The organism is Mesorhizobium sp. P3_A2, from assembly GCF_056403115.1.
This window is the reverse complement of the sequence record NZ_JBFUGC010000003.1, coordinates 206,540-225,978: the sequence shown is the minus strand read 5'-3', so window position 1 is coordinate 225,978 and position 19,439 is coordinate 206,540. Positions and strand designations below refer to the sequence as shown.

The window sequence follows — 19,439 nt, the reverse complement described above, 5'->3', positions numbered from 1 at the left end:
CTCAGTCCGAGGTCGGCCCGCACCAGCCCGGCAGATAGTCCGCGTCCTTGCTCTTAGCCAGGATCAGCGCTTGCTTCATCGTGGGCCGCAGCTCCTCCACGGCGACAGGCTTCAGCAAAGGCTCGCGCTCGGTCGTCATGGTGCCTCGTCCTGTTGTCCTACAAGTTTCTTGTCCGACGATAGCGCCTTGATGGCGTCGTCGACGCTGTGGAAGATTCTGTGCGGGCCGACGATGTCGGCGATACCGAAACGCGCCAGTGCCGCCTGGGCACGCAGCGATTCCAGCCGTGCGATGGCAAAGACAGCACCGGCCTTGCGGCAGTGGTCAACGGTTTCGATCAGCGCCTGTGCGGCGGTATAGTCGATCTCGGCGATGTTGCTGGCTTCGAGTACGACCAGTTCCACACCGTCGCCCCGGGCGTCGATCAGTTTGCAGACGCCGCGCTTGAAGCTTTCGGCATCGACGAAGGACAGCGGCGCCTGGAAAGCCGCGACCAGCACGCCGGGGAGCTGCTCGCCGGCCGACGGCGTGCTCGGCGGCCACCACACCGAGGTGCCGGGCACCTGTTCCAGCTCGATCGCCTGCGTGCGTGTCGCGCTCCAGAGACCATGCAGCAGCGACAGGCCGATGCCGATCGCGACGCCGGTTTCGATCGGCAACAGGACGATCGCCGTCATGGTGACCAGGATCAGCAGGAATTCGACCGGCGCCTGCCGGTAGACACTGGCAAACACCTTCCAGCGCAAAATGTGCTGGGCAACGAACATCAGCACGCCGGCAAGGGCGGCCTGCGGGACATCGGCAAGCAGGCCGCCGCCAAAGGCGCCCAGCGCCAGCACGATTGCCGCGGCAATCAGGCCTGAAAACTGCGAACGGCCGCCGGACTGGGCGGCGATTGCGGTGCGCGGCGGGCTGGCATTGACCGCGAAGGTGCCGAACAGGCCGGACAGGATGCTGCCGGCGCCGACACCGACAAAATCGCGGTTGACGTCGTCGCCGGTAAAGGAGCGGCTGGTGGCCGCCGTCTGCACCATGACGACGATGGCGATCAGCAGCGCCAGCGGCAGCAGCGCCTGGGCATCGCGAAGGCTGACCGTCGGCAGGCCCGCCTGCGGCAGGCCGTTGGGCAAGGCGCCAAGCACCTCGACGCCGCGTGCCTTCAGATCGAAGACAGCAACCGCCAGCGTCGCCAGCACCATGCCGATCAAGGCGCCGGGGATGCGGGCGCTGATGCGTTCGGCGGCGAACACAATGGCAAAGACGCCAAGGCCGAGCGTCAGGCTCCACGGGTTGGTCAGATGCAGGTTGGCGGCGATCTCACCGACGCGGCGCAGCGTTTCACCGCTTTCGGGCGGCAGGCCGAGCAGTCCGGGCAGTTGCGAAACGATGATATGGACCGAAATGCCGGCCAGAAAACCGGTGGTGACCGGCACCGACAGAAGGTCGGCGATCCAGCCGAGCCGGAGTATGCCGCTCAAACCCACCAGCAAACCGACCATCAGCGCCAGCATCGCCGCCAGCGCCAGATAATGCGCCGAGCCGGCAACGGCGATGAGTGCGAGGCCGCCGGCAAAAAGCGGTGTGATGGTCGAATCCGCGCCGGTCGACAGATGGCGGTTGTCGCCGAACAGGGCAAAGCCCAGCGATCCCGCGACAAAGGCGAAGAAGCCGATCTCGGGCGCAAAGCCGCCAAGCCGCGCCGTCGCCATCTGTTCGGGAATGGCGATTGCCGCCAGCGTCAGCCCTGCGGCCAGATCGCCATTGAGATCCCCGGGCCGCCAACCGCTCAGCGCTCGCAAAGGCAGCCACCGGGTCCAGTTCATCGTGATCGAGGCTCCCGGCCGGGGAAAACGGTCCACCGCAGGCTTTTGCTCTGGCGGCGGCGAAATACGCTTTTGCCAAATCGTCGCAATCAGCGGTATCCATTTGAAATTACCACCGAAATTGTCTTTGGAAAAGTGCTGGGAACATTGGAGTTTCGAGCGGGCTTCCTATATAAGCGGTCAGTGATTCCTGATTAGATTGTGATCCAATTTGACCGACCAAAAGACACCGCGCGGCGCCGACGGCGGCCCCACCGGCATCGAGCCGATCTCCATCATCGAGGAGATGCAGAGCTCCTACCTCTCCTACGCCATGAGCGTGATCGTCAGCCGTGCGCTGCCGGACGTTCGCGACGGCCTGAAGCCGGTGCATCGGCGCATTCTCTATGCCGCGCATGAGAGCGGCTACCACTGGAACCGCAAATATGTGAAGTCGGCCCGCCCGGTCGCCGACGTGATGGGTAAATACCATCCGCATGGTGATGCCTCGATCTATGACGCCTTGGTGCGCATGGCGCAGGACTGGTCGCTGCGCGTGCCGCTGATCGACGGCCAAGGCAATTTCGGCTCCATCGACGGCGATCCGCCGGCGGCGATGCGCTACACCGAATCGCGCCTGACCAAGGTCGCGCATGAACTGCTTGAGGACATCGACAAGGAAACCGTCGATTTCCAGGAGACCTATGATGCCTCCGACACCGAGCCGAAGGTGTTGCCGGCTCGCTTCCCCAACCTTCTGGTCAACGGTTCCGGCGGCATTGCCGTCGGCATGGCCACCAACATTCCCCCGCACAATCTGGCCGAAGTCTGCAACGGCGCCATCGCCATCATCGACAATCCGGCGATCGACCTGCCGGCACTGATGGAGATCATTCCAGGGCCCGATTTCCCGACCGGCGGCATCGTGCTTGGCCGTTCCGGCATCTACAGCGCCTACGCGACCGGTCGCGGCTCCATCGTCATGCGCGGCAAGGTCAATGTCGAACAGCGCGGCAACGACCGTGAATCGATCATCATCACCGAAGTCCCGTACCAGGTGAACAAGGCCTCGATGATCGAGAAAATGGCCGAGCTGGTGCGCGACAAGCGCATCGAGGGCATTTCCGACATCCGCGACGAGAGCGACCGCCAGGGCTACCGCGTCGTCATCGAACTGAAACGCGACGCTGTCGCCGACGTCATCCTCAACCAGCTTTACCGCTTCACGCCGCTGCAGACCTCCTTCGGCGCCAATATGGTGGCGCTGAACGGCGGCAAGCCGGAAGTGATGACGCTGACCGACATGCTGAAGGCATTTGTCGGCTTCCGCGAAGAGGTGATTAGCCGGCGAACGAAGTTCCTGCTGCGCAAGGCGCGCGACCGCGCCCATGTCCTGGTCGGTCTCGCCATTGCCGTCGCCAACATCGACGAAGTGATCAAGCTGATCCGGACCGCGCCCGACCCGCAGACGGCGCGCGAGCAGTTGATGGAGCGGCGCTGGCCCTCCGGCGATGTCGAGTCGCTGATCCTTTTGATCGACGATCCGCGCCATCGCATCAACGAGGACGGCACTTACAATCTGTCCGAGGAACAGGCGCGCGCCATCCTCGAACTGCGCCTGCAGCGCCTGACCGCGCTCGGCCGCGACGAGATCGCCGACGAGTTGAACACGATCGGCGCCGAAATCGTTGATTACCTTGATATTTTGTCGTCCCGCGCGCGCATCCAGCAGATCGTCAAGGACGAGCTTGCCGCCGTGCGCGACGAGTTCGGCACGCCGCGCCGCACCGAGCTCACCGACGGCGGCGCCGACATGGAAGACGAGGACCTGATCCAGCGCGAGGACATGGTCGTCACCGTCAGTCATTCCGGCTACATCAAGCGCGTGCCGCTGTCGCTCTACCGGGCACAGCGCCGCGGCGGCAAGGGCCGCTCCGGCATGTCGACCAAGGAAGAGGATTTCGTCACCCGGCTGTTCGTTGCCAACACCCATACGCCGGTGCTGTTCTTCTCCTCGCGCGGCATCGTCTACAAGGAAAAGGTCTGGCGGCTGCCGATCGGCAACCCGCAGTCGCGCGGCAAGGCGCTGATCAACATGCTGCCGCTGGAGCAGGGCGAGCGCATCACCACCATCATGCCGCTGCCCGAGGACGAGACCAGCTGGGGCGAGCTCGACGTGATGTTCGCCACCACGCGCGGCACGGTGCGGCGCAACAAGCTGTCCGACTTCGTCCAGGTCAACCGCAACGGCAAGATCGCCATGAAGCTGGAGGAGGAAGGCGACGAGATCCTCGGCGTCGAGACCTGCACCGACAATGACGACGTGCTTTTGACGGCGAACTCCGGCCAGTGCATCCGCTTCTCGGTCGGCGACGTGCGCGTGTTCCAGAGCCGCAATTCGGTCGGCGTGCGCGGCATAAGCATGGCCGAGACCGACCGCATCATCTCGATGTCGGTGATCGAGCATGTCGATGCCTCACCGGCGGAGCGCGCCGCTTACCTCAAGCGGGCGGCGGCGGAGCGGCGGCTCGAGACGGCCGGCGAGGAAGAAGAGATCGCGCTGACCAATGAGGAGATCGGCGAGGAGGCGGAGCTGTCCGACGACCGCTACGAGTTCCTCAAGGCGCATGAGCAGTATGTGCTGACGGTAACCGAATATGGCTACGGCAAGCGCTCGTCGTCCTATGATTTCCGCTTGACTGGGCGCGGCGGCAAGGGCATCCGCGCCACCGACGTGTCGAAAACGGCAGAGATCGGCCAGCTGGTTGCGACCTTCCCTGTCGGCAATGACGACCAGATCATGCTGGTTTCGGACGGCGGCACGGTCATCCGGGTGCCGGTCAACGGCATCCGTTTCGCAAGCCGCGCCACCAAGGGCGTGACCATCTTCAATACCGCCGAAGGCGAGAAGGTGGTTTCGGTCGAGCGGATATCGGAACCGCAGTCTGACGAGGATGTCGAAGAGAGCGGCGAGGGTGCGGCCGAGGGTGGCCCGGATGCTGCGGATGCCGCACCCGACAGCGCCGAATAGGCTCAGACACAACAACGCCGGCCCGATGGGCCGGCGCGATCAAAGACTTAGCCGGTAAGATTAGTGGTGGCGGTGGGGCCAGCGAGCGCCGAAGCCTTCGAAGCGCTTGGTCCGGACACGGACACGCTCTGCTTCCTGATGCAGCCCGAATGCGGTAGCAATCAGCATGGCGACGGTCATTGCGGTGGCGAGCATGTAGATCAGCATTTGCGTGTTCTCCTGCGCCTTACAACGGTTAGATGGGGTTTTGGTTTCATCTTCTGAAGTGCAAACTAGTGAACGCTGCGTGAAGTCTTCGTGATCAAGGCATTCATCTGTCGTTCATGTCTGCGAAAAGGTTCACGCAGATGTTCCCAATCGCATTTGCCTTCCGTCCGCTCGCCCGCTAGAGCATGATCCCGAAAAGTGGAATCCGGTTTTCGGACAAGATCATGCTCAAAGCCCTATCCCTGCCATGACCGAACGCACCGCCCTTTATGCCGGCTCCTTCGACCCGCTGACCAACGGACATCTCGATGTCCTGAAGGCATCGCTGGCTGTCGCCGACACGATTTATGCGGCGATCGGCACCCATCCCGGCAAGACGCCGCTGTTTTCCTTCGAGGAACGGGTGAAGCTGATCGAGGCGGCGACCAAGGCCGAATTCGGCAGTGACGGCGGCCGCATCAAGGTTGTCGCGTTCGACGGGCTGGTCATCGACGCGGCCCGCAAGCACGGCGCCTCGATCATGATCCGCGGCCTGCGCGACGGCACCGATCTCGACTACGAGATGCAGATGGCCGGCATGAACGAGACCATGGCGCCGGAGCTGCAGACGGTTTTTCTGCCGGCAAGTCCGTCAGTCAGAACCATTACCGCCACACTTGTGCGCCAGATAGCTTCGATGGGCGGCGACATCCGTCCCTTCGTGCCGGCCGCGGTTGCCGGCGCGCTCACCGCAAAATTCAAGAAATAATTCCTCGGAGATCCCTATGCAGCTGAAGAAGCTCGCCTCGTTCCTCGTCGTGCTTGCCGGTCTCGTGACCGCATCCGTTTCGGCCTTGGCTGCCGATGCGGAGAACACCATGATCATCACGCTGAAGGATGGCGACGTCACCATCGCGCTGCGGCCCGACCTGGCGCCCAAGCATGTCGCGCAGATCAAGAAGCTGGTGCGCGAAGGCGCCTATGACAATGTCGCTTTCCACCGCGTCATCGATGGCTTCATGGCGCAGACCGGCGACGTCAAGTTCGGCAATATGAAGAAGGGGTTCAGCCCCGAGGCCGTCGGCACCGGCGGCTCCGACCTGCCCGACTTGCCGGCCGAATTCTCGCAGAGCGAACATTACAAGCGTGGCACGCTCGGCATGGCCCGCTCGCAGGATCCGAACTCCGCCAATTCGCAGTTCTTCATCATGTTCGCGCCGGCGCCGAACCTCGACGGCCAGTACACCATCGTCGGCAATGTCGTCAGCGGCATGGAATTGGTCGATCACATCAAGAAGGGCGACGAGGCCGACAATGGCACCGTCAGCAACCCCGACCGCATGATCAAAGTGCGCATCGCCGCAGACAAGTAGTCTATCAAATCAATCTGTTTTTCTGAGATAAAGGATATCCGACATGGCTGAGATCAAGGACCGCGAAAACGCGCTCATCATGGAAACGACCAAGGGTAAGGTCGTCATCGAACTGTTCCCCGATCTGGCCCCCGGCCATGTCGCCCGCATCAAGGAACTGGCGCGCGAGGGTGCCTATGACGGCGTCGTCTTCCACCGCGTCATCGAAGGTTTCATGGCGCAGACCGGCGACGTCAAGTTCGGCAATTCGTCGAAGCCGACTTTTGCTCCCTCCCGCGCCGGCATGGGCGGCTCGGAAAAGCCCGACCTGAAGGCCGAGTTTTCCAACGCCAACCACGGTCGCGGCACCTGCTCGATGGCGCGTTCGCAGAACCCGAACTCGGCCAATTCGCAGTTCTTCATCTGCTTCGACGATGCCGCCTTCCTCAACCGCCAGTATACGGTCTGGGGCCAGGTCATCGAAGGCATGGACAATGTCGACAAGATCAAGCGCGGCGAGCCGGTGGTCGATCCCGACAAGATCGTGTCGCTGAAGGTCGCGGCCGACGTCAAGTAAGGACTGATATCGATGATGGGCGTCGTCTGGTCGCTGCTCGGCATCCTGTCCGGCGCCTTCATCGCCATTCAGGCGCCGATCAATTCGCAGCTGGCGCGCGGCCTGGGTCTCCCGGTCGCGGCGGCGGCGTTTTCGTTCCTGTCCGGCGCGATCGTGCTCGGCATCATCTCAGTGGTGGTGGTGAAGTTGAACGACATCTCACTCGACTGGAAGGCGCCGGCGCCGTGGCTGTTCATCGCCGGCGGCATGCTCGGCGGCTTCTATGTCACGCTGTCGACCATTCTGACGCCGCGCATTGGTGCTGCCGCCCTGATGGCGTTCCTGGTCGCCGGCCAGTTGCTGGCCGGCATGCTGATTGACCGCATCGGCTTTCTCGGCGTCGCGGTGCGCGAGATTTCGCTCGGCCGCGTCGCCGGCGCGGTGCTGCTCTTGGCCGGAGCGCTGCTCGTCCGGCTTTACTGATGCGCGTCGACCTCTTCGACTTCGACCTGCCTGAGGAACGCATTGCGCTGCGCCCGGCCGAGCCGCGCGACAGCGCCAAGATGCTGGTGGTCAAGCCAGGTGAGGGGCTTTCGGACCGCACGGTGCGCGACCTGCCGTCCCTGCTCGGGGCCGGTGACGTGCTGGTCTTCAACGACACCAAGGTCATTCCGGCCCAATTGAGAGGCATCAGGCGGCGCGGCGAAGCGCAGGCGCAGGTCGAGGCGACGCTGCACATGCGCATGGCGCCGGACCGCTGGCTGGCCTTCATGCGGCCGGGCAAGCGCATCGCTGCCGGCGACCGCATCCATTTCGGCCATGAAGGCAATTCCTGCTTCCTCGGCCAGCTCGACGCCACGGTGATCGAGAAGGGCGAGGCTGGCGAGGCGCTGCTCGGCTTCGACCTGTCCGGCCCGTTTCTCGACGAGGCGCTGCGCGCCGTCGGCCACATCCCGCTGCCGCCCTACATCGCCTCCAAGCGTGACGATGACGCGCGCGACCTGACGGACTATCAGACCATCTATGCCAGGGAGGAGGGCGCGGTCGCAGCGCCCACCGCCGGCCTGCATTTCACGCCGGAGCTGTTTGCCGCGCTAGACGCCAAAGGCATCGAACGCCGCTTCGTCACCTTGCATGTCGGCGCCGGCACCTTCCTGCCGGTCAAGGCCGACGATACCGCCGACCACAAGATGCATGCCGAGACCGGCTCAGTGAGTGAAGCAACGGCCGAGGCGCTCAACGCCGCCAAGGCGAGGGGCGGGCGCATCATCGCCGTCGGCACCACCTCGTTGCGCCTGCTGGAGAGCGCGGCAAAGCGCGACGGTACGCTCGCCGCATGGTCCGGCCCGACCGACATTTTCATCACACCCGGCTACCGGTTCAAGACCGCCGACCTGCTGATGACGAACTTCCATCTGCCGCGCTCGACGCTGTTCATGCTGGTTTCGGCCTTTAGTGGCCTCGACACAATGCGGGCCGCCTATGCGCATGCCATCGACACCAGCTACAGATTCTACTCCTACGGAGACGCAAGCCTGCTTTACCGAGCGGAGATGAGCGATGGACGATGATCTGCAAGCCCTTGACCGCGAAAGCCTGATCGCGGAGGTGAAAAAACTGCGCGCCGGCATTCGTGCGCACCGCGATACGACGGGCCATGATCTCTGCTGGCATCATCCCGATCTGTGGGATCTGCTGCCGGAAAAGACCGAGCCGGCGATCGCGGTGCCGCCCTGGCCAAAATTCATGCGCGGCTGCATCCAGTATCGCCAGTCGCTCGACAGGCAGGCGCCGGACGCCCCTGTCCATGACAAGGAATTCAATGGCTAAGACGTTTACCTTCAAGGTCCTGGCCACAGACGGCAAGGCGCGGCGCGGTATCATCGACATGCCGCGCGGCGAAATCCGCACGCCGGCCTTTATGCCGGTCGGCACCGGCGGCACGGTCAAGGCCATGTATATGGACCAGGTGCGCGGCGTCGGCGCCGACATCATCCTGGGCAACACCTACCATCTGATGCTGCGGCCCGGCGCCGAGCGCGTGGCGCGCCTCGGCGGCCTGCATGAGTTCGCCCGCTGGCCGCATCCCATCCTGACCGACAGCGGCGGCTTTCAGGTGATGTCGCTGTCAAAGCTCAGGAAACTGACCGAGAAGGGCGTCACCTTCCGCTCGCATATTGACGGCGCGCCTTACGAGATGTCGCCGGAGCGTTCGATCGAGATCCAGGGGCTGCTCGATTCCGACATCCAGATGCAGCTCGACGAATGCACAGCACTTCCGGCCGACCTCAAGGAGATCGAGCGCGCGATGGAATTGTCGCTGCGCTGGGCGGAGCGCTGCAAGACGGCGTTCGGCGACCAGCCGGGCAAGGCGATGTTCGGCATTGTACAAGGCGGCGACAACGCAGCGCTCAGGCTGCGCTCGGCGCAGGCGCTGAGCACTATGGAGCTGAAGGGCTACGCTGTCGGCGGCCTCGCCGTCGGCGAGCCGCAAGCAGTGATGCTGGAGATGCTCGACATCACCTGTCCGGAACTGCCTGATAACAAGCCCAGATATCTCATGGGCGTCGGCACGCCGGACGACATCGTGAAATCGGTGGCGCGCGGCATCGACATGTTCGATTGCGTCATGCCGACCCGGGCCGGCCGCCACGGCCTGGCCTACACCAGGCGCGGCAAGGTCAATCTGAGAAATGCGCGCCATGCCGACGATCCGCGCCCGCTGGACGAGGAAAGCGACTGCCCGGCCGCTCGGGATTATTCACGCGCCTATCTGCATCATCTCGTGCGCTCGCAGGAGGCGCTGGGGGCGATGCTGCTGACGTGGAACAACCTGTCCTACTATCAGAAGCTGATGCAGGAGATTCGCGGCGCGATCGAGGCCGGCGCCTTCGAGGCGCGCACGGCGGAGATTTCCGAGGGCTGGGCGAGGGGCGATATTCCTACCCGTTGAACAAATCAACGCCACCTGACGATGATTGACGGATCCATTGTCCGGGCGCAGATTCCGGTTGGGGTCAGGCCATGACTGTCACATATGAACTTGGCGGCAAGACTGCGATCGTGACTGGCGGCGCACGAGGCATCGGCAAGGCCATTGCGGTGCAGTTGTTGAACTCCGGGGCCGAAGTCTGGATATGGGATGCTGATCCGACACCTGTGGACGGCGCGCATTGCCAGACGGTCGATGTGACAAAGGCTCACCAGATCAAAGACGCCCTGGCTGAGGTCGTCGCAGACAGTAGCCGGATTGACATTCTAATCAACAATGCAGGCTATTTAGGCGACTATCGTGGGTTCGAGGCATTCGATCCGATCGAGTGGCAACGCATCATCGGTGTCAACCTGATCGGCGTTTTCGAGGTTACGCATCAGGTTCTGCCGATCATGCGCAAGGCTGGTAGGGGCCGGATCAGCAATATGGGATCCCTGGCAGGCAAGGAGGGGTTGCCGAATCTGGCCGCCTATTCAGCGGCGAGTGCAGGCGTCATTGCCTTTACGAAAGCCTTGTCGCGGGAGACCTGCGATACGGACATTCGGGTGAATTGCGTGGCACCGGGGCCGATCGATACCGAGTTGATCAGGCGCCTTGGAAACGATGTCGTAGACGACATGATAAATGCCAGCCCGCTCAAGCGCCTTGGCTCGGTCGATGAAGTGGCGGCACTGGTGCTTTGGCTTTGTTCCGACGCCAGCGCATTCAACACCGGAGCCGTGTTCGACATGTCGGGCGGCAGGGCACGCTACTGAGGCTTTGTGCGTCAGGTGCTCAGTGAATTCGACGCCCGCAGGCTGCAGCCGGTGATCTGGAAACTGCCGTCGGGCTGCTGCTGCAGCGTATAGACCGCCTCGTAGTCCTTGCCGTCGGGACCGACGATCAGCACCTGCTGGATGATCGAGCCTGGGCCGGTCTGCTCGACCTTGCCGAAGGAGTAGCTTTGTGGCTGACGCACCGGCGCGTAGCCGTTGGTCACCATGTTCATGAAGGCGTCGACGGTCGGGAAAATCTGCTTCACGTTTGGAGCAGCGTAGCTGTAGGCCTTCGCGCCATCGTTTGCGATGAGCGCCTTCAGCTGACCATCGATGACGGCCTGGCCGGCCTTGATTTCGGCATCGCCGGCAAGGGCTGCCGAGATGAACAGGGAAGACGCGAACAGCAATGAAACGACTGCGAATGCGATACGGCGCATGGCCTGTCTCCATTGTCTCCTGACAAATCGCTGTCTGAAGACACATCATACCATACGCTTGGCGCTGCCTCCCGGTTTCAGCAACCGCAGTAATTCGCCACGCAAGTGCCACAAGATCATGCTTAAGCATCCTTTAAGGCGGGGCGCGCATCGTAGGGGGACGGGTGGGACCCGTTCGCGCAACCAGGGACCGACCATGTCTAAGCAGCCGATTGACCGGCGCCTTTTGCTGAAGGGCGCGGCTAGCTTTGCAGTTCTGGCTCCCTTGCCCGCTTGGGCAGCCACCGGGCCGACCGTCACCGAAATCGCCTTCGATCCGGCCATTCCAGCACTCGGCAATCCGGACGGCGACGTCACCATCGCTGAATTCGTCGACTATCAGTGCCCGATCTGCAAGCTCGTCTTCGTCGAACTGAAGAAACTGATGGCAGAGGACAGCGGCATCCGCCTGGTGATGAAGGACTGGCCGATCTTCGGCGACGTCTCGCGCGATGCGGCGCGTGTGGCTCTGCTGACCGGCGAACACTATGCCGCCGCGGTCGATGCGCTGATGACCAACCAGCGTGGCCTCTCGGAACGCCGCACCAACGACATCCTGGATTCCGTCGGCGTCGATGTGGCGATGGTGCGTGCCGGTCTCGCCATCCGTGAACCCGGCATCGACGCTGCCCTTTTGCGCACCGACAGCCAGGCGATGGCCTTCAAGCTGCGCGGCACGCCGGCTCTGGTCATCGGCGGCAGTCTCTACCGGCGCGGTATGCCGGTGTCCGAGCTCAGGCAGGCTGTTGCCAAGGCGCGTTCGGCCTGATGCTTGAAAGCCGGGCGGCAGTCTGCCACAAGGGCCGCTTGTTTGCTGAAGCTTGATCGGGACCGGCAATGAAGACGTTTTTCGTGCAGATAAAGTGCGACCTGGGCAAGTCCTATGAGGTCGCCAGCGCGCTCGCCGACGCCGAGATCGCATCGGAAATCTACTCGACCGCCGGCAATTACGATCTGCTCGCCAAATTCTACGTCGACGACGAGGAAGATGTCGGCCACTTCGTCAACGAGAAGGTACAGCATCTTCCCGGAATCAAGGACACCTTCACGGTCGTCACCTTCCGCGCTTTCTAAAGCCGCATCAGGCACTTGCCCGGCGAGGAGGCAAAGCCTGATTACGCCCCTGTTTCGACTGCCCTAATTTTGGGCAGTCGTAACATACTGATCACCCGTATCCTCCAAATCATCGATTGCGCTTGATTTTCTCCCGCGACGCCAGTGAAATGGCCTCACAGGGGAGTATGCGATTGGCAGCGTTCGATGAAATGCTTCCGGAAGTTTCCGGATTGAGAAAACCGTATACGGCTTACGACCGCTGGCTGAAGGAGCAGGACCCGGCCAGGCTTACCGAAAAGATGCAGGACGCCGAGCGGGTCTTCCGCAAGACCGGCATCACCTTCGCCGTCTATGGCGAGCAGGAAGCTTCCGAGCGGCTGATCCCCTTCGATATCGTTCCGCGCATCATCTCCGGCAATGAATGGCGGCGCCTCACGCAAGGCATCGAGCAGCGCGTGCAGGCGCTGAACGCCTTCCTCGACGACATCTACCATCGCCAGGAAATCCTGCGCGCCGGCCGCGTGCCGAGGGAACTGATCGCCAGGAACGAGGCCTTCCTGCCGGAAATGATTGGCGTGCGGCCGCCGGCCGGCGTCTACACCCACATTATCGGCGTCGATATCGTCCGCATCTCTGAGAACGAGTTCTACGTGCTGGAGGACAATGCGCGCACGCCGTCGGGCGTCTCCTACATGCTGGAGAACCGCGAGACGATGATGCAGCTCTTCCCCGAGCTGTTCCAGCAGATCAAGGTGCGGCCGGTCGAGAACTATCCGCAACTGCTGCGCCAGTCGCTGGCCGCGGTCCGGCCGCAAAGCACCAAGGGCGCGCCGACCATCGCCGTGCTGACGCCGGGCAGCTTCAACTCCGCCTATTTCGAGCACGCCTTCCTTGCCGACCAGATGGGCGTGCAGCTGGTCGAAGGCCAGGATTTGCGCGTTGTCGACGGCCATGTCGCCATGCGCACCACCGAGGGCTACAAGCAGATCGACGTGCTCTACCGGCGTGTAGACGATTCGTTCCTCGACCCGCTGACTTTCCGGCCGGACTCGGCCCTTGGCGTGCCCGGCATCATGGATGTCTACCGCGCCGGCAACATCACCATCGCCAATGCGCCGGGCACCGGCATTGCCGACGACAAGGCGATCTATTCCTATATGCCCGAGATCGTCGAGTTCTACACCGGCCGCAAAGCCATCCTCGGCAACATCCCGACCTGGCGCTGCTCGGAACCCGACAGCCTGAAATACGTACTCGAACACATCCACGAGTTGGTCATCAAGGAAGTGCACGGCTCCGGCGGCTACGGCATGCTGGTCGGCCCGGCGGCGACCAAGAAGGAATGCCAGGACTTCGCCAAGAAGCTGCAGGCCAAACCTTCCAACTACATCGCCCAGCCGACGCTGGCGCTGTCGACCTGTCCGATCCTGACAGAAAAAGGCTTGTCGCCGCGCCATGTCGACTTGCGCCCCTACGTGCTGGTCTCCGACCGCATCCAGATCGTGCCCGGCGGCTTGACGCGGGTGGCGCTCAAAGAAGGGTCGCTGGTGGTCAACTCCTCGCAGGGCGGCGGCACCAAGGATACGTGGGTACTCGATGACTGAGCTGGGCAGGGGGACGCAGCAATCATGAAAAGCATTCTTCCCTATTCGCTACTCGCTATTCGCTATTCGCTCGACATCGGGGCACGCTGATATGCTTTTGGGCCGCACCGCCAACGGGCTCTACTGGATGAACCGCTATATCGAGCGGGCGGAAAACATGGCGCGTCTGGTCGATGCCGGCCTGCGCATGGCGCTGACGCGTACCCAGAGCGCTTCGGAAGAGTGGAATTCGGTGCTGCTCAGCGCCGGCTCCGACGTCACCTTCACGCAGAAGTACCAAGACTATACCGCCGCCAATGTCGCCGACTTCCTTCTGCGCGACACCTCGAACCCGTCGAGCACGATGTCGGCGATCGAGACCGCACGCAACAATGCCCGCATGGTGCGTACCGCGCTGACACGCGAAACCTGGGAAAGCATCAACGAGGCCTGGATGGCGTTGAAGCGGATGCTGGCAAAGCCGATCGACGAGCGCGACCTGCCGAGCGTGCTCGACGCCATCAAGCGCGAGACGGCGCTTATCCGCGGCTGTTTTTACGGCACCATGCTGCGCAACGAGATCTTCGACTTCTCGCAGCTCGGCACCTATGTCGAACGCGCCGACAACACGGCGCGCATCCTCGACGTGAAATACTACGTGTTGTTGCCGTCGATCTCCTGGGTTGGCTCGACGCTGGACAATTACCAGTGGGAGTCGATCCTGCGCTCGGTGTCGGCGCACCGTTCCTACCGCTGGGTCTATGAGGCCGACTACAAGCCGACCAACATTGCCGACTATCTGATCCTCAACGTCCGCATGCCGCGCTCGCTGACCTTCTGCTATCGTTTTCTCGCCGAGCACCTGAAATTCCTCGGCGACGATTATGGCGAACGCCATGCCTGCCACGCGACGGTCGACAGGACCCAGGCGATGCTGCGGGCAGGGTCGATCAAGGACATATTCGACGCCGGCCTGCACGAATTCCTGGCCAGGTTCATCCAGGACAACACCAAGCTCGGTGACGAGATCGCCCAGGATTACCGGTTCAATTGAGCATGACCCCGAACCGGAGGACCGCGTTAGCGAAAAGTGGGACCCGGTTTTCGGATAAGGTCATGCTCAAAACGGAAGACAAGTTATGAGATTGAAGATCACCCACCGGACGGAATACCGCTACGACGCGCCGGTACACTATCTGCTGCAGCGGCTGCGGCTGTTGCCGGTCAGCGGCCCGACGCAGACCGTGCTGTCCTGGGCGCTGAAGATCGAAGGTGCGCGCGAAGAAGTGCGCTTCAGCGACCATTTCGGCAACGATAACAGGCTGTTGAGCGTGGAGGGCGAGCGCGACTTCATCACCGTCGAGGCCTCCGGCGAGGTTGTCACGCGTGACACAGCGGGTGTTTCCGGCCCGCATCACGGCTATGCGCCGCTCTGGCTGTTCAGCCAGGAGACCGCTTTGACCATCCCCGGCGACGGCATCCGCGAGCTTGCCGCGGCGGTCGGCAAAGGCACCGACATAGAGAGGCTGCATCGCTTGATGGCGCTGATCGTCGAGCGCGTCGCCTACACGCCGGGCACCACCAGCGTGACGACGCCGGCCGAAGAAGCGTTGGCGCTGAAGACCGGCGTCTGCCAGGACCACAGCCATATCTTTGTCGCCGCGGCCCGCGCCATGGGCTTTCCGGCCCGTTATGTCAGCGGCTATCTTATGATGGATGCGGCCATCGAACAGGCGGCAAGCCATGCCTGGGCCGAAGTCCATGTCCAGGGTCTCGGCTGGGTCGCCTTCGACGCCGCCAATGGCATTTCCCCTGACGAGCGCTATGTCAGGGTGGCCACCGGCCGCGATTATCGCGATGCCTCGCCGGTGTCGGGAATTCGACTGGGACAGGCGGAGGAACAGCTTGCGGTCACCGTCACGGTAGAGCAGTAGTTCTCGGCAAGATTGCTGCCTGAAGAGATTCCATGACTTATTGCGTCGGCCTCAAGATCGATCGTGGGCTCGTGTTCATGTCGGACACGCGCACCAATGCCGGCATGGATTCGATCTCGACCTTCAAGAAGATGCATGTCTGGGAAGAGCCGGGCGAGCGCGTCATCGTGCTGATGTCGGCCGGCAATCTGGCGACGACGCAGGCTGTCATCAGCCTGCTCGACGAGCGCAACAAGGCGATCGGCGAACGCCATGCGACGCTGCTCGAAACCCCGTCCATGTACCAGACGGTGCGGCTGGTCGGCGACACCGTCAAGGAAGTCATCGCCCAGTCGTCACCGGCCGGTGAAAAGGCGGATTCCTATTTCAACGCCTCCTTCATCCTCGGCGGCCAGATCAAGGGCAGCGCGCCGCGACTGTTCATGATCTACCCCGAGGGCAATTTTATCGAATCGACCGATGACACGCCGTTCTTCCAGATCGGCGAGACCAAATACGGCAAGCCGATCATCATCCGCGCCTATGAAAGGACGATGAGCCTGGCCGAAACGGTGAAGCTGCTTCTGGTCTCCTTCGATTCGACACTGAAGTCGAACCTGTCCGTCGGCTTGCCGCTCGACCTGCTGTTCCTCGAGAAGGATGCTTTCAAGGTCGGGCTGAAGAAGCGGATAGGCCAGGACGACCAGTATTATCGCACCATCTCGGACGGCTGGTCGAACGCGCTGAAAACGGCCTTTGCCAGCCTGCCTGATTTCCCGGGTTAGATTGCCTTGCTGGCGCTTTGCGTGGCGCTAGCCGCGGCGATCGACGCTGCTTGGCCCAAGTCTGGAGACCAGAATGAACAACGACGATTTCCGGCAATGGTCGAGGCACGCCGCCGACTGGGGCGTCGATTACCGTTCCTCGCTGAGGGAAAGACCGGTGCGGCCGCTGGTCGAACCCGGCGAAATCTTTCGCAGCATAGAGGCGTCGCCACCGGAAGCGGCTGAGCCGATGGAGCGGATTTTCGCCGATTTCGAAGACAAGATCGTGCCCGGGATGACGCACTGGCAGCATCCGCGCTTCTTTGCCTATTTCCCGGCCAATGCCGCACCTGTCTCGGTGGTGGCCGAATATCTTGTCTCGGCGATGGCCGCGCAATGCATGCTGTGGCAGACCTCGCCGGCCGCGACCGAACTCGAGACACGCATTGTCGACTGGATGCGCCAGGCGCTCGGCCTGCCCGAAGGATTTTCCGGCGTCATCCAGGATTCGGCCTCGTCGGCGACACTGGCCGCCGTGCTGACCATGCGCGAGCGGGCGCTCGATTGGCAGGGCAACAAACAGGGCCTGGCCGGGCAGAAGCGGCCGCGCATCTATTCCTCCGATCAGGTCCACACCTCGATCGATCGCGCGATCTGGGTGTCGGGTATCGGCGAGGACAATCTGGTCCGCATTCCGGTCACCGGGCGCTTTCGCGCCATGGATACGGCGGCGCTCGAGGCGGCAATCGTCGCCGACCGTGAGGCCGGCATGCTGCCCGCCGGCATCATCGCCAGCGTCGGCGGCACCAACACCGGTGGCACCGACAATGTCGCCGCCGTTGCCGCGGTGGCTAGGCGCCATGGGCTCTATCTGCATGTCGATGCCGCCTGGGCCGGATCGGCAATGATCTGCCCGGAATTCCGCCATTTCTGGGCCGGCGCAGAGCTCGCCGATTCCATCGTCTTCAACCCGCATAAGTGGCTTGGCGCGCAATTTGACTGCTCGATGCAGTTCATCCGCCAGCCCGAGGATCTAGTCCGCACTTTGGCGATCAAACCCGAATTCCTGAAGACGCATGGCCGCGACGGCATCATCAATTATTCCGAATGGTCGGTGCCGCTTGGCCGCCGCTTCCGCGCTTTGAAACTGTGGTTCCTGCTGCGCGCGCACGGACTGGAAGCGCTGCGCACCATGATCCGCAACCACGTCGCCTGGAGCGAGGGCTTTGCGGCGCGGCTGGCGAACGAGCCGGATTTCGAGATCGTCACCGAGCCAATGCTATCGCTGTTTTCATTCCACCATAAGGCCACCGGCGACGCCGACGACCACAATCTGCGCCTGGTCAATGCCATCAACGACGACGGCCGCCTTTATCTGACGCAGACGCGGGTCGACGGACGGGTCGCCATTCGTTTCCAGGTCGGACAGTTCGAGACGACTGCAGAAGACGTCGATACCGCCTTCACCGTTATTTGCGACTGTGCAAGGTCGCTGAGCGATTGACAGGGATTGTCCGGGCGGTTGCCGCCGCGGGGTAGCCAGCAAGGAATTGCGAGCAAGCATATGGCCGGGCAGGGCGAAGAGGCGAGCCGGAATCTGACGGGCGTCTGGAACGGGCGCTATTTCTATCCGCGCGAGCTGGCGCCGGTCTCGTTTGTCGCGACGCTGATCGAGACGGCAACCCGGTTGACGGGGGCGACCCACGAACCGGCCGGCCCGGCGACCGGCACAGTGAGATACGCAACCCTGCAGGGGCAGCGCGACGGCAACGCCGTCTCCTTCGTCAAAACATACGACAATGCCGGACCGAACGTGGATCCAATCCACTACAGCGGCATTCTGAACGGCGATGGCACAGAGATAGAGGGCACCTGGCGCATCCTGGGAAACTGGTCCGGCAAATTCCTGATGATCCGCTCGCCGGGCAAAGTCGCTGCCGTCGCCCGCAAGGTGGCGGAGCGGGTCTGAGCTGTATCTGCCTGGTTCGCCTTTGCAATCACCGATATTTCATTAGCCGGCTTATCCCTTTTCATTGCTTTCGTTTTGAGCTACAAACAAGAAAAACGAAAACGGGAGGTTCTCAGTGTATCTGTCGCCGCGCCATGCCGAAATCATCCAGATGGCCAAAGACCATGGCCGCGTGCTGGTCGACGATCTGGCCACGCATTTCAACGTGACGCCGCAGACCATCCGCAAGGACCTCAACGATCTCTGCGACCAGCGGCTGCTGTCGCGCATCCATGGCGGGGCGTTGTTCCCGTCCGGCATCGAGAACATGGAGTATGAGGCGCGCCGCAAGATCGCGGCCGACGAGAAGGAGGCGATCGGCCGCGCGGCGGCCAGGCTGATTCCCGACCACGCCTCGTTGTTCATCAATATCGGCACCACGACCGAGTCGGTCAGCAAGGCGCTGCTCGACCATACCGGGCTCATGGTCATCACCAATAATATCAATGTTGCCAACAGGATGCGCATTTATCCTTCGATCGAGGTGGTGATCGCCGGCGGCGTCGTGCGCGGCTCCGACGGCGGTGTGGTCGGCGAGGCGGCGGTCGATTTCATCAGGCAGTTCAAGGTCGACTATGCCGTCATCGGCGCCTCGGCCATCGACCACGACGGCGCGTTGCTCGATTTCGACTTTCGCGAAGTGAAAGTGGCGCAAGCCATCATCGCCAATGCCAGGCATGTCATCCTGGTTTCCGATCAGACCAAGTTCGAGCGCACCGCGCCGGTGCGCATCGGCCATCTGTCCCAGGTCAACACCTTCATCACCGACCGTTGCGACATCCCGTCGGTGCGCAAGATCTGCGAGGAAGCGGAGGTTCAATTGATCGAAACGTCGCTCGGCTAGCGGCTTTCGGGGCCCCTATTACGTGGCCGTGATATTTCGTTTGACATTCGTTATCATTTCGAAATAATTCCGCCACGGTTTCGCAAAACACCAAAAATGCTGCAATGCGAAATC

Annotated in this window: 22 protein-coding genes; 18 read left to right on the top strand and 4 right to left on the bottom strand. The window is 62.5% G+C overall.

The features are described 5' to 3' along the window. Window position 1: 1 nt before the first annotated feature. Complete coding sequence (locus AC1DXM_RS08600; RefSeq protein WP_477232666.1) at window positions 2–139, bottom strand: hypothetical protein; 138 nt, start codon at window positions 137–139, stop codon at window positions 2–4. Further along, complete coding sequence (locus AC1DXM_RS08595) at window positions 136–1,824, bottom strand: SulP family inorganic anion transporter (RefSeq protein ID WP_477232665.1); 1,689 nt, start codon at window positions 1,822–1,824, stop codon at window positions 136–138. The genes AC1DXM_RS08600 and AC1DXM_RS08595 overlap by 4 nt, the downstream gene beginning before the upstream one ends. 211 nt (window positions 1,825–2,035) lie before the next feature. Between AC1DXM_RS08595 and gyrA the strand changes: the two genes are divergently transcribed. After that, window positions 2,036–4,834, top strand: a complete 2,799-nt coding sequence (gyrA, locus tag AC1DXM_RS08590) for a DNA gyrase subunit A (protein WP_477232664.1) — start codon at window positions 2,036–2,038, stop codon at window positions 4,832–4,834. A gap of 60 nt (window positions 4,835–4,894) precedes the next feature. On the opposite strand, the gene AC1DXM_RS08585 is transcribed toward gyrA, so the two are convergent. After that, window positions 4,895–5,041: a hypothetical protein gene (locus AC1DXM_RS08585; RefSeq protein WP_192253752.1), complete on the bottom strand. Its 147-nt coding sequence runs from the start codon at window positions 5,039–5,041 to the stop codon at window positions 4,895–4,897. A 247-nt stretch (window positions 5,042–5,288) separates the two neighbouring features. On the opposite strand from AC1DXM_RS08585, the gene coaD reads away from it, so the two are divergent. The 8 genes from coaD to AC1DXM_RS08545 all read left to right on the top strand — a co-directional run bounded on the left by coaD (window position 5,289) and on the right by AC1DXM_RS08545 (window position 10,678). Then, the gene (gene coaD, locus AC1DXM_RS08580; protein ID WP_477232663.1) at window positions 5,289–5,789 is read left to right on the top strand and encodes a pantetheine-phosphate adenylyltransferase; all 501 of its coding nucleotides are present in this window, start codon (window positions 5,289–5,291) and stop codon (window positions 5,787–5,789) included. A gap of 109 nt (window positions 5,790–5,898) precedes the next feature. Then, window positions 5,899–6,393 (top strand): peptidylprolyl isomerase, encoded by a 495-nt coding sequence (locus tag AC1DXM_RS08575; protein ID WP_376740396.1) that lies wholly within the window; start codon window positions 5,899–5,901, stop codon window positions 6,391–6,393. 43 nt (window positions 6,394–6,436) lie between these two features. Beyond that, a complete protein-coding gene (locus AC1DXM_RS08570; protein ID WP_477232662.1) occupies window positions 6,437–6,949 on the top strand; it encodes a peptidylprolyl isomerase in 513 nt (170 codons plus the stop codon). A gap of 12 nt (window positions 6,950–6,961) precedes the next feature. Next, window positions 6,962–7,411, top strand: coding sequence for a DMT family transporter (locus AC1DXM_RS08565; protein WP_477232661.1), 450 nt, complete (start codon window positions 6,962–6,964; stop codon window positions 7,409–7,411). Further along, window positions 7,411–8,499, top strand: coding sequence for a tRNA preQ1(34) S-adenosylmethionine ribosyltransferase-isomerase QueA (gene queA, locus AC1DXM_RS08560; RefSeq protein ID WP_477232660.1), 1,089 nt, complete (start codon window positions 7,411–7,413; stop codon window positions 8,497–8,499). Before AC1DXM_RS08565 ends, queA begins: the two co-directional genes overlap by 1 nt. Next, window positions 8,489–8,758 (top strand): hypothetical protein, encoded by a 270-nt coding sequence (locus tag AC1DXM_RS08555; RefSeq protein ID WP_477232659.1) that lies wholly within the window; start codon window positions 8,489–8,491, stop codon window positions 8,756–8,758. The genes queA and AC1DXM_RS08555 overlap by 11 nt, the downstream gene beginning before the upstream one ends. Next, entirely contained in the window at window positions 8,751–9,881 is a 1,131-nt protein-coding gene (gene tgt / locus AC1DXM_RS08550) for a tRNA guanosine(34) transglycosylase Tgt (RefSeq protein WP_477232658.1), read from the top strand. Before AC1DXM_RS08555 ends, tgt begins: the two co-directional genes overlap by 8 nt. Before the next feature lie 71 nt (window positions 9,882–9,952). Then, window positions 9,953–10,678, top strand: coding sequence for an SDR family NAD(P)-dependent oxidoreductase (locus AC1DXM_RS08545; protein WP_477232657.1), 726 nt, complete (start codon window positions 9,953–9,955; stop codon window positions 10,676–10,678). Between the two features lie 11 nt (window positions 10,679–10,689). Here AC1DXM_RS08545 and AC1DXM_RS08540 read toward each other — a convergent pair whose 3' ends face one another. Continuing rightward, a complete protein-coding gene (locus tag AC1DXM_RS08540; RefSeq protein ID WP_112561549.1) occupies window positions 10,690–11,118 on the bottom strand; it encodes a DUF4864 domain-containing protein in 429 nt (142 codons plus the stop codon). A 196-nt stretch (window positions 11,119–11,314) separates the two neighbouring features. Here AC1DXM_RS08540 and AC1DXM_RS08535 point away from each other — a divergent pair, with 196 nt between their 5' ends. From AC1DXM_RS08535 to AC1DXM_RS08495, 9 genes are all read left to right on the top strand, one after another. Then, the gene (locus tag AC1DXM_RS08535; RefSeq protein WP_477232656.1) at window positions 11,315–11,926 is read left to right on the top strand and encodes a DsbA family protein; all 612 of its coding nucleotides are present in this window, start codon (window positions 11,315–11,317) and stop codon (window positions 11,924–11,926) included. 68 nt (window positions 11,927–11,994) lie between these two features. Then, window positions 11,995–12,231 (top strand): Lrp/AsnC ligand binding domain-containing protein, encoded by a 237-nt coding sequence (locus AC1DXM_RS08530; protein WP_112561551.1) that lies wholly within the window; start codon window positions 11,995–11,997, stop codon window positions 12,229–12,231. A 173-nt stretch (window positions 12,232–12,404) separates the two neighbouring features. After that, entirely contained in the window at window positions 12,405–13,817 is a 1,413-nt protein-coding gene (locus AC1DXM_RS08525) for a circularly permuted type 2 ATP-grasp protein (protein ID WP_162712104.1), read from the top strand. Between the two features lie 91 nt (window positions 13,818–13,908). After that, window positions 13,909–14,850, top strand: coding sequence for an alpha-E domain-containing protein (locus AC1DXM_RS08520; protein ID WP_112561554.1), 942 nt, complete (start codon window positions 13,909–13,911; stop codon window positions 14,848–14,850). 85 nt (window positions 14,851–14,935) lie between these two features. Then, window positions 14,936–15,730, top strand: coding sequence for a transglutaminase family protein (locus tag AC1DXM_RS08515; protein WP_112561555.1), 795 nt, complete (start codon window positions 14,936–14,938; stop codon window positions 15,728–15,730). Between the two features lie 32 nt (window positions 15,731–15,762). Beyond that, on the top strand, window positions 15,763–16,494 hold the full coding sequence (locus AC1DXM_RS08510; protein ID WP_436259815.1) for a proteasome-type protease: 732 nt from the start codon (window positions 15,763–15,765) through the stop codon (window positions 16,492–16,494). Between the two features lie 73 nt (window positions 16,495–16,567). Then, the gene (locus tag AC1DXM_RS08505; RefSeq protein ID WP_477232655.1) at window positions 16,568–17,977 is read left to right on the top strand and encodes a pyridoxal phosphate-dependent decarboxylase family protein; all 1,410 of its coding nucleotides are present in this window, start codon (window positions 16,568–16,570) and stop codon (window positions 17,975–17,977) included. A 60-nt stretch (window positions 17,978–18,037) separates the two neighbouring features. After that, window positions 18,038–18,442 carry a hypothetical protein gene (locus tag AC1DXM_RS08500; RefSeq protein ID WP_477232654.1) on the top strand — a complete coding sequence of 135 codons (405 nt, stop codon included), beginning with the start codon at window positions 18,038–18,040 and terminating at the stop codon, window positions 18,440–18,442. A gap of 115 nt (window positions 18,443–18,557) precedes the next feature. Then, window positions 18,558–19,325 (top strand): DeoR/GlpR family DNA-binding transcription regulator, encoded by a 768-nt coding sequence (locus tag AC1DXM_RS08495; protein WP_477232653.1) that lies wholly within the window; start codon window positions 18,558–18,560, stop codon window positions 19,323–19,325. The last annotated feature ends 114 nt before the right edge of the window (window positions 19,326–19,439 follow it).

Excerpts from the sequence above, each read along its gene's own strand:
- AC1DXM_RS08600 (WP_477232666.1), bottom strand. The coding sequence starts at position 139 with ATGACGACCGAGCGCGAGCCTTTGCTGAAGCCTGTCGCCGTGGAGGAG.
- AC1DXM_RS08595 (WP_477232665.1), bottom strand. The coding sequence starts at position 1,824 with ATGAACTGGACCCGGTGGCTGCCTTTGCGAGCGCTGAGCGGTTGGCGG.
- AC1DXM_RS08585 (WP_192253752.1), bottom strand. The coding sequence starts at position 5,041 with ATGCTGATCTACATGCTCGCCACCGCAATGACCGTCGCCATGCTGATT.
- coaD (WP_477232663.1), top strand. The coding sequence starts at position 5,289 with ATGACCGAACGCACCGCCCTTTATGCCGGCTCCTTCGACCCGCTGACC.
- AC1DXM_RS08575 (WP_376740396.1), top strand. The coding sequence starts at position 5,899 with ATGATCATCACGCTGAAGGATGGCGACGTCACCATCGCGCTGCGGCCC.
- AC1DXM_RS08570 (WP_477232662.1), top strand. The coding sequence starts at position 6,437 with ATGGCTGAGATCAAGGACCGCGAAAACGCGCTCATCATGGAAACGACC.
- AC1DXM_RS08565 (WP_477232661.1), top strand. The coding sequence starts at position 6,962 with ATGATGGGCGTCGTCTGGTCGCTGCTCGGCATCCTGTCCGGCGCCTTC.
- queA (WP_477232660.1), top strand. The coding sequence starts at position 7,411 with ATGCGCGTCGACCTCTTCGACTTCGACCTGCCTGAGGAACGCATTGCG.
- AC1DXM_RS08555 (WP_477232659.1), top strand. The coding sequence starts at position 8,489 with ATGGACGATGATCTGCAAGCCCTTGACCGCGAAAGCCTGATCGCGGAG.
- tgt (WP_477232658.1), top strand. The coding sequence starts at position 8,751 with ATGGCTAAGACGTTTACCTTCAAGGTCCTGGCCACAGACGGCAAGGCG.
- AC1DXM_RS08545 (WP_477232657.1), top strand. The coding sequence starts at position 9,953 with ATGACTGTCACATATGAACTTGGCGGCAAGACTGCGATCGTGACTGGC.
- AC1DXM_RS08540 (WP_112561549.1), bottom strand. The coding sequence starts at position 11,118 with ATGCGCCGTATCGCATTCGCAGTCGTTTCATTGCTGTTCGCGTCTTCC.
- AC1DXM_RS08535 (WP_477232656.1), top strand. The coding sequence starts at position 11,315 with ATGTCTAAGCAGCCGATTGACCGGCGCCTTTTGCTGAAGGGCGCGGCT.
- AC1DXM_RS08530 (WP_112561551.1), top strand. The coding sequence starts at position 11,995 with ATGAAGACGTTTTTCGTGCAGATAAAGTGCGACCTGGGCAAGTCCTAT.
- AC1DXM_RS08520 (WP_112561554.1), top strand. The coding sequence starts at position 13,909 with ATGCTTTTGGGCCGCACCGCCAACGGGCTCTACTGGATGAACCGCTAT.
- AC1DXM_RS08515 (WP_112561555.1), top strand. The coding sequence starts at position 14,936 with ATGAGATTGAAGATCACCCACCGGACGGAATACCGCTACGACGCGCCG.
- AC1DXM_RS08510 (WP_436259815.1), top strand. The coding sequence starts at position 15,763 with ATGACTTATTGCGTCGGCCTCAAGATCGATCGTGGGCTCGTGTTCATG.
- AC1DXM_RS08505 (WP_477232655.1), top strand. The coding sequence starts at position 16,568 with ATGAACAACGACGATTTCCGGCAATGGTCGAGGCACGCCGCCGACTGG.
- AC1DXM_RS08500 (WP_477232654.1), top strand. The coding sequence starts at position 18,038 with ATGGCCGGGCAGGGCGAAGAGGCGAGCCGGAATCTGACGGGCGTCTGG.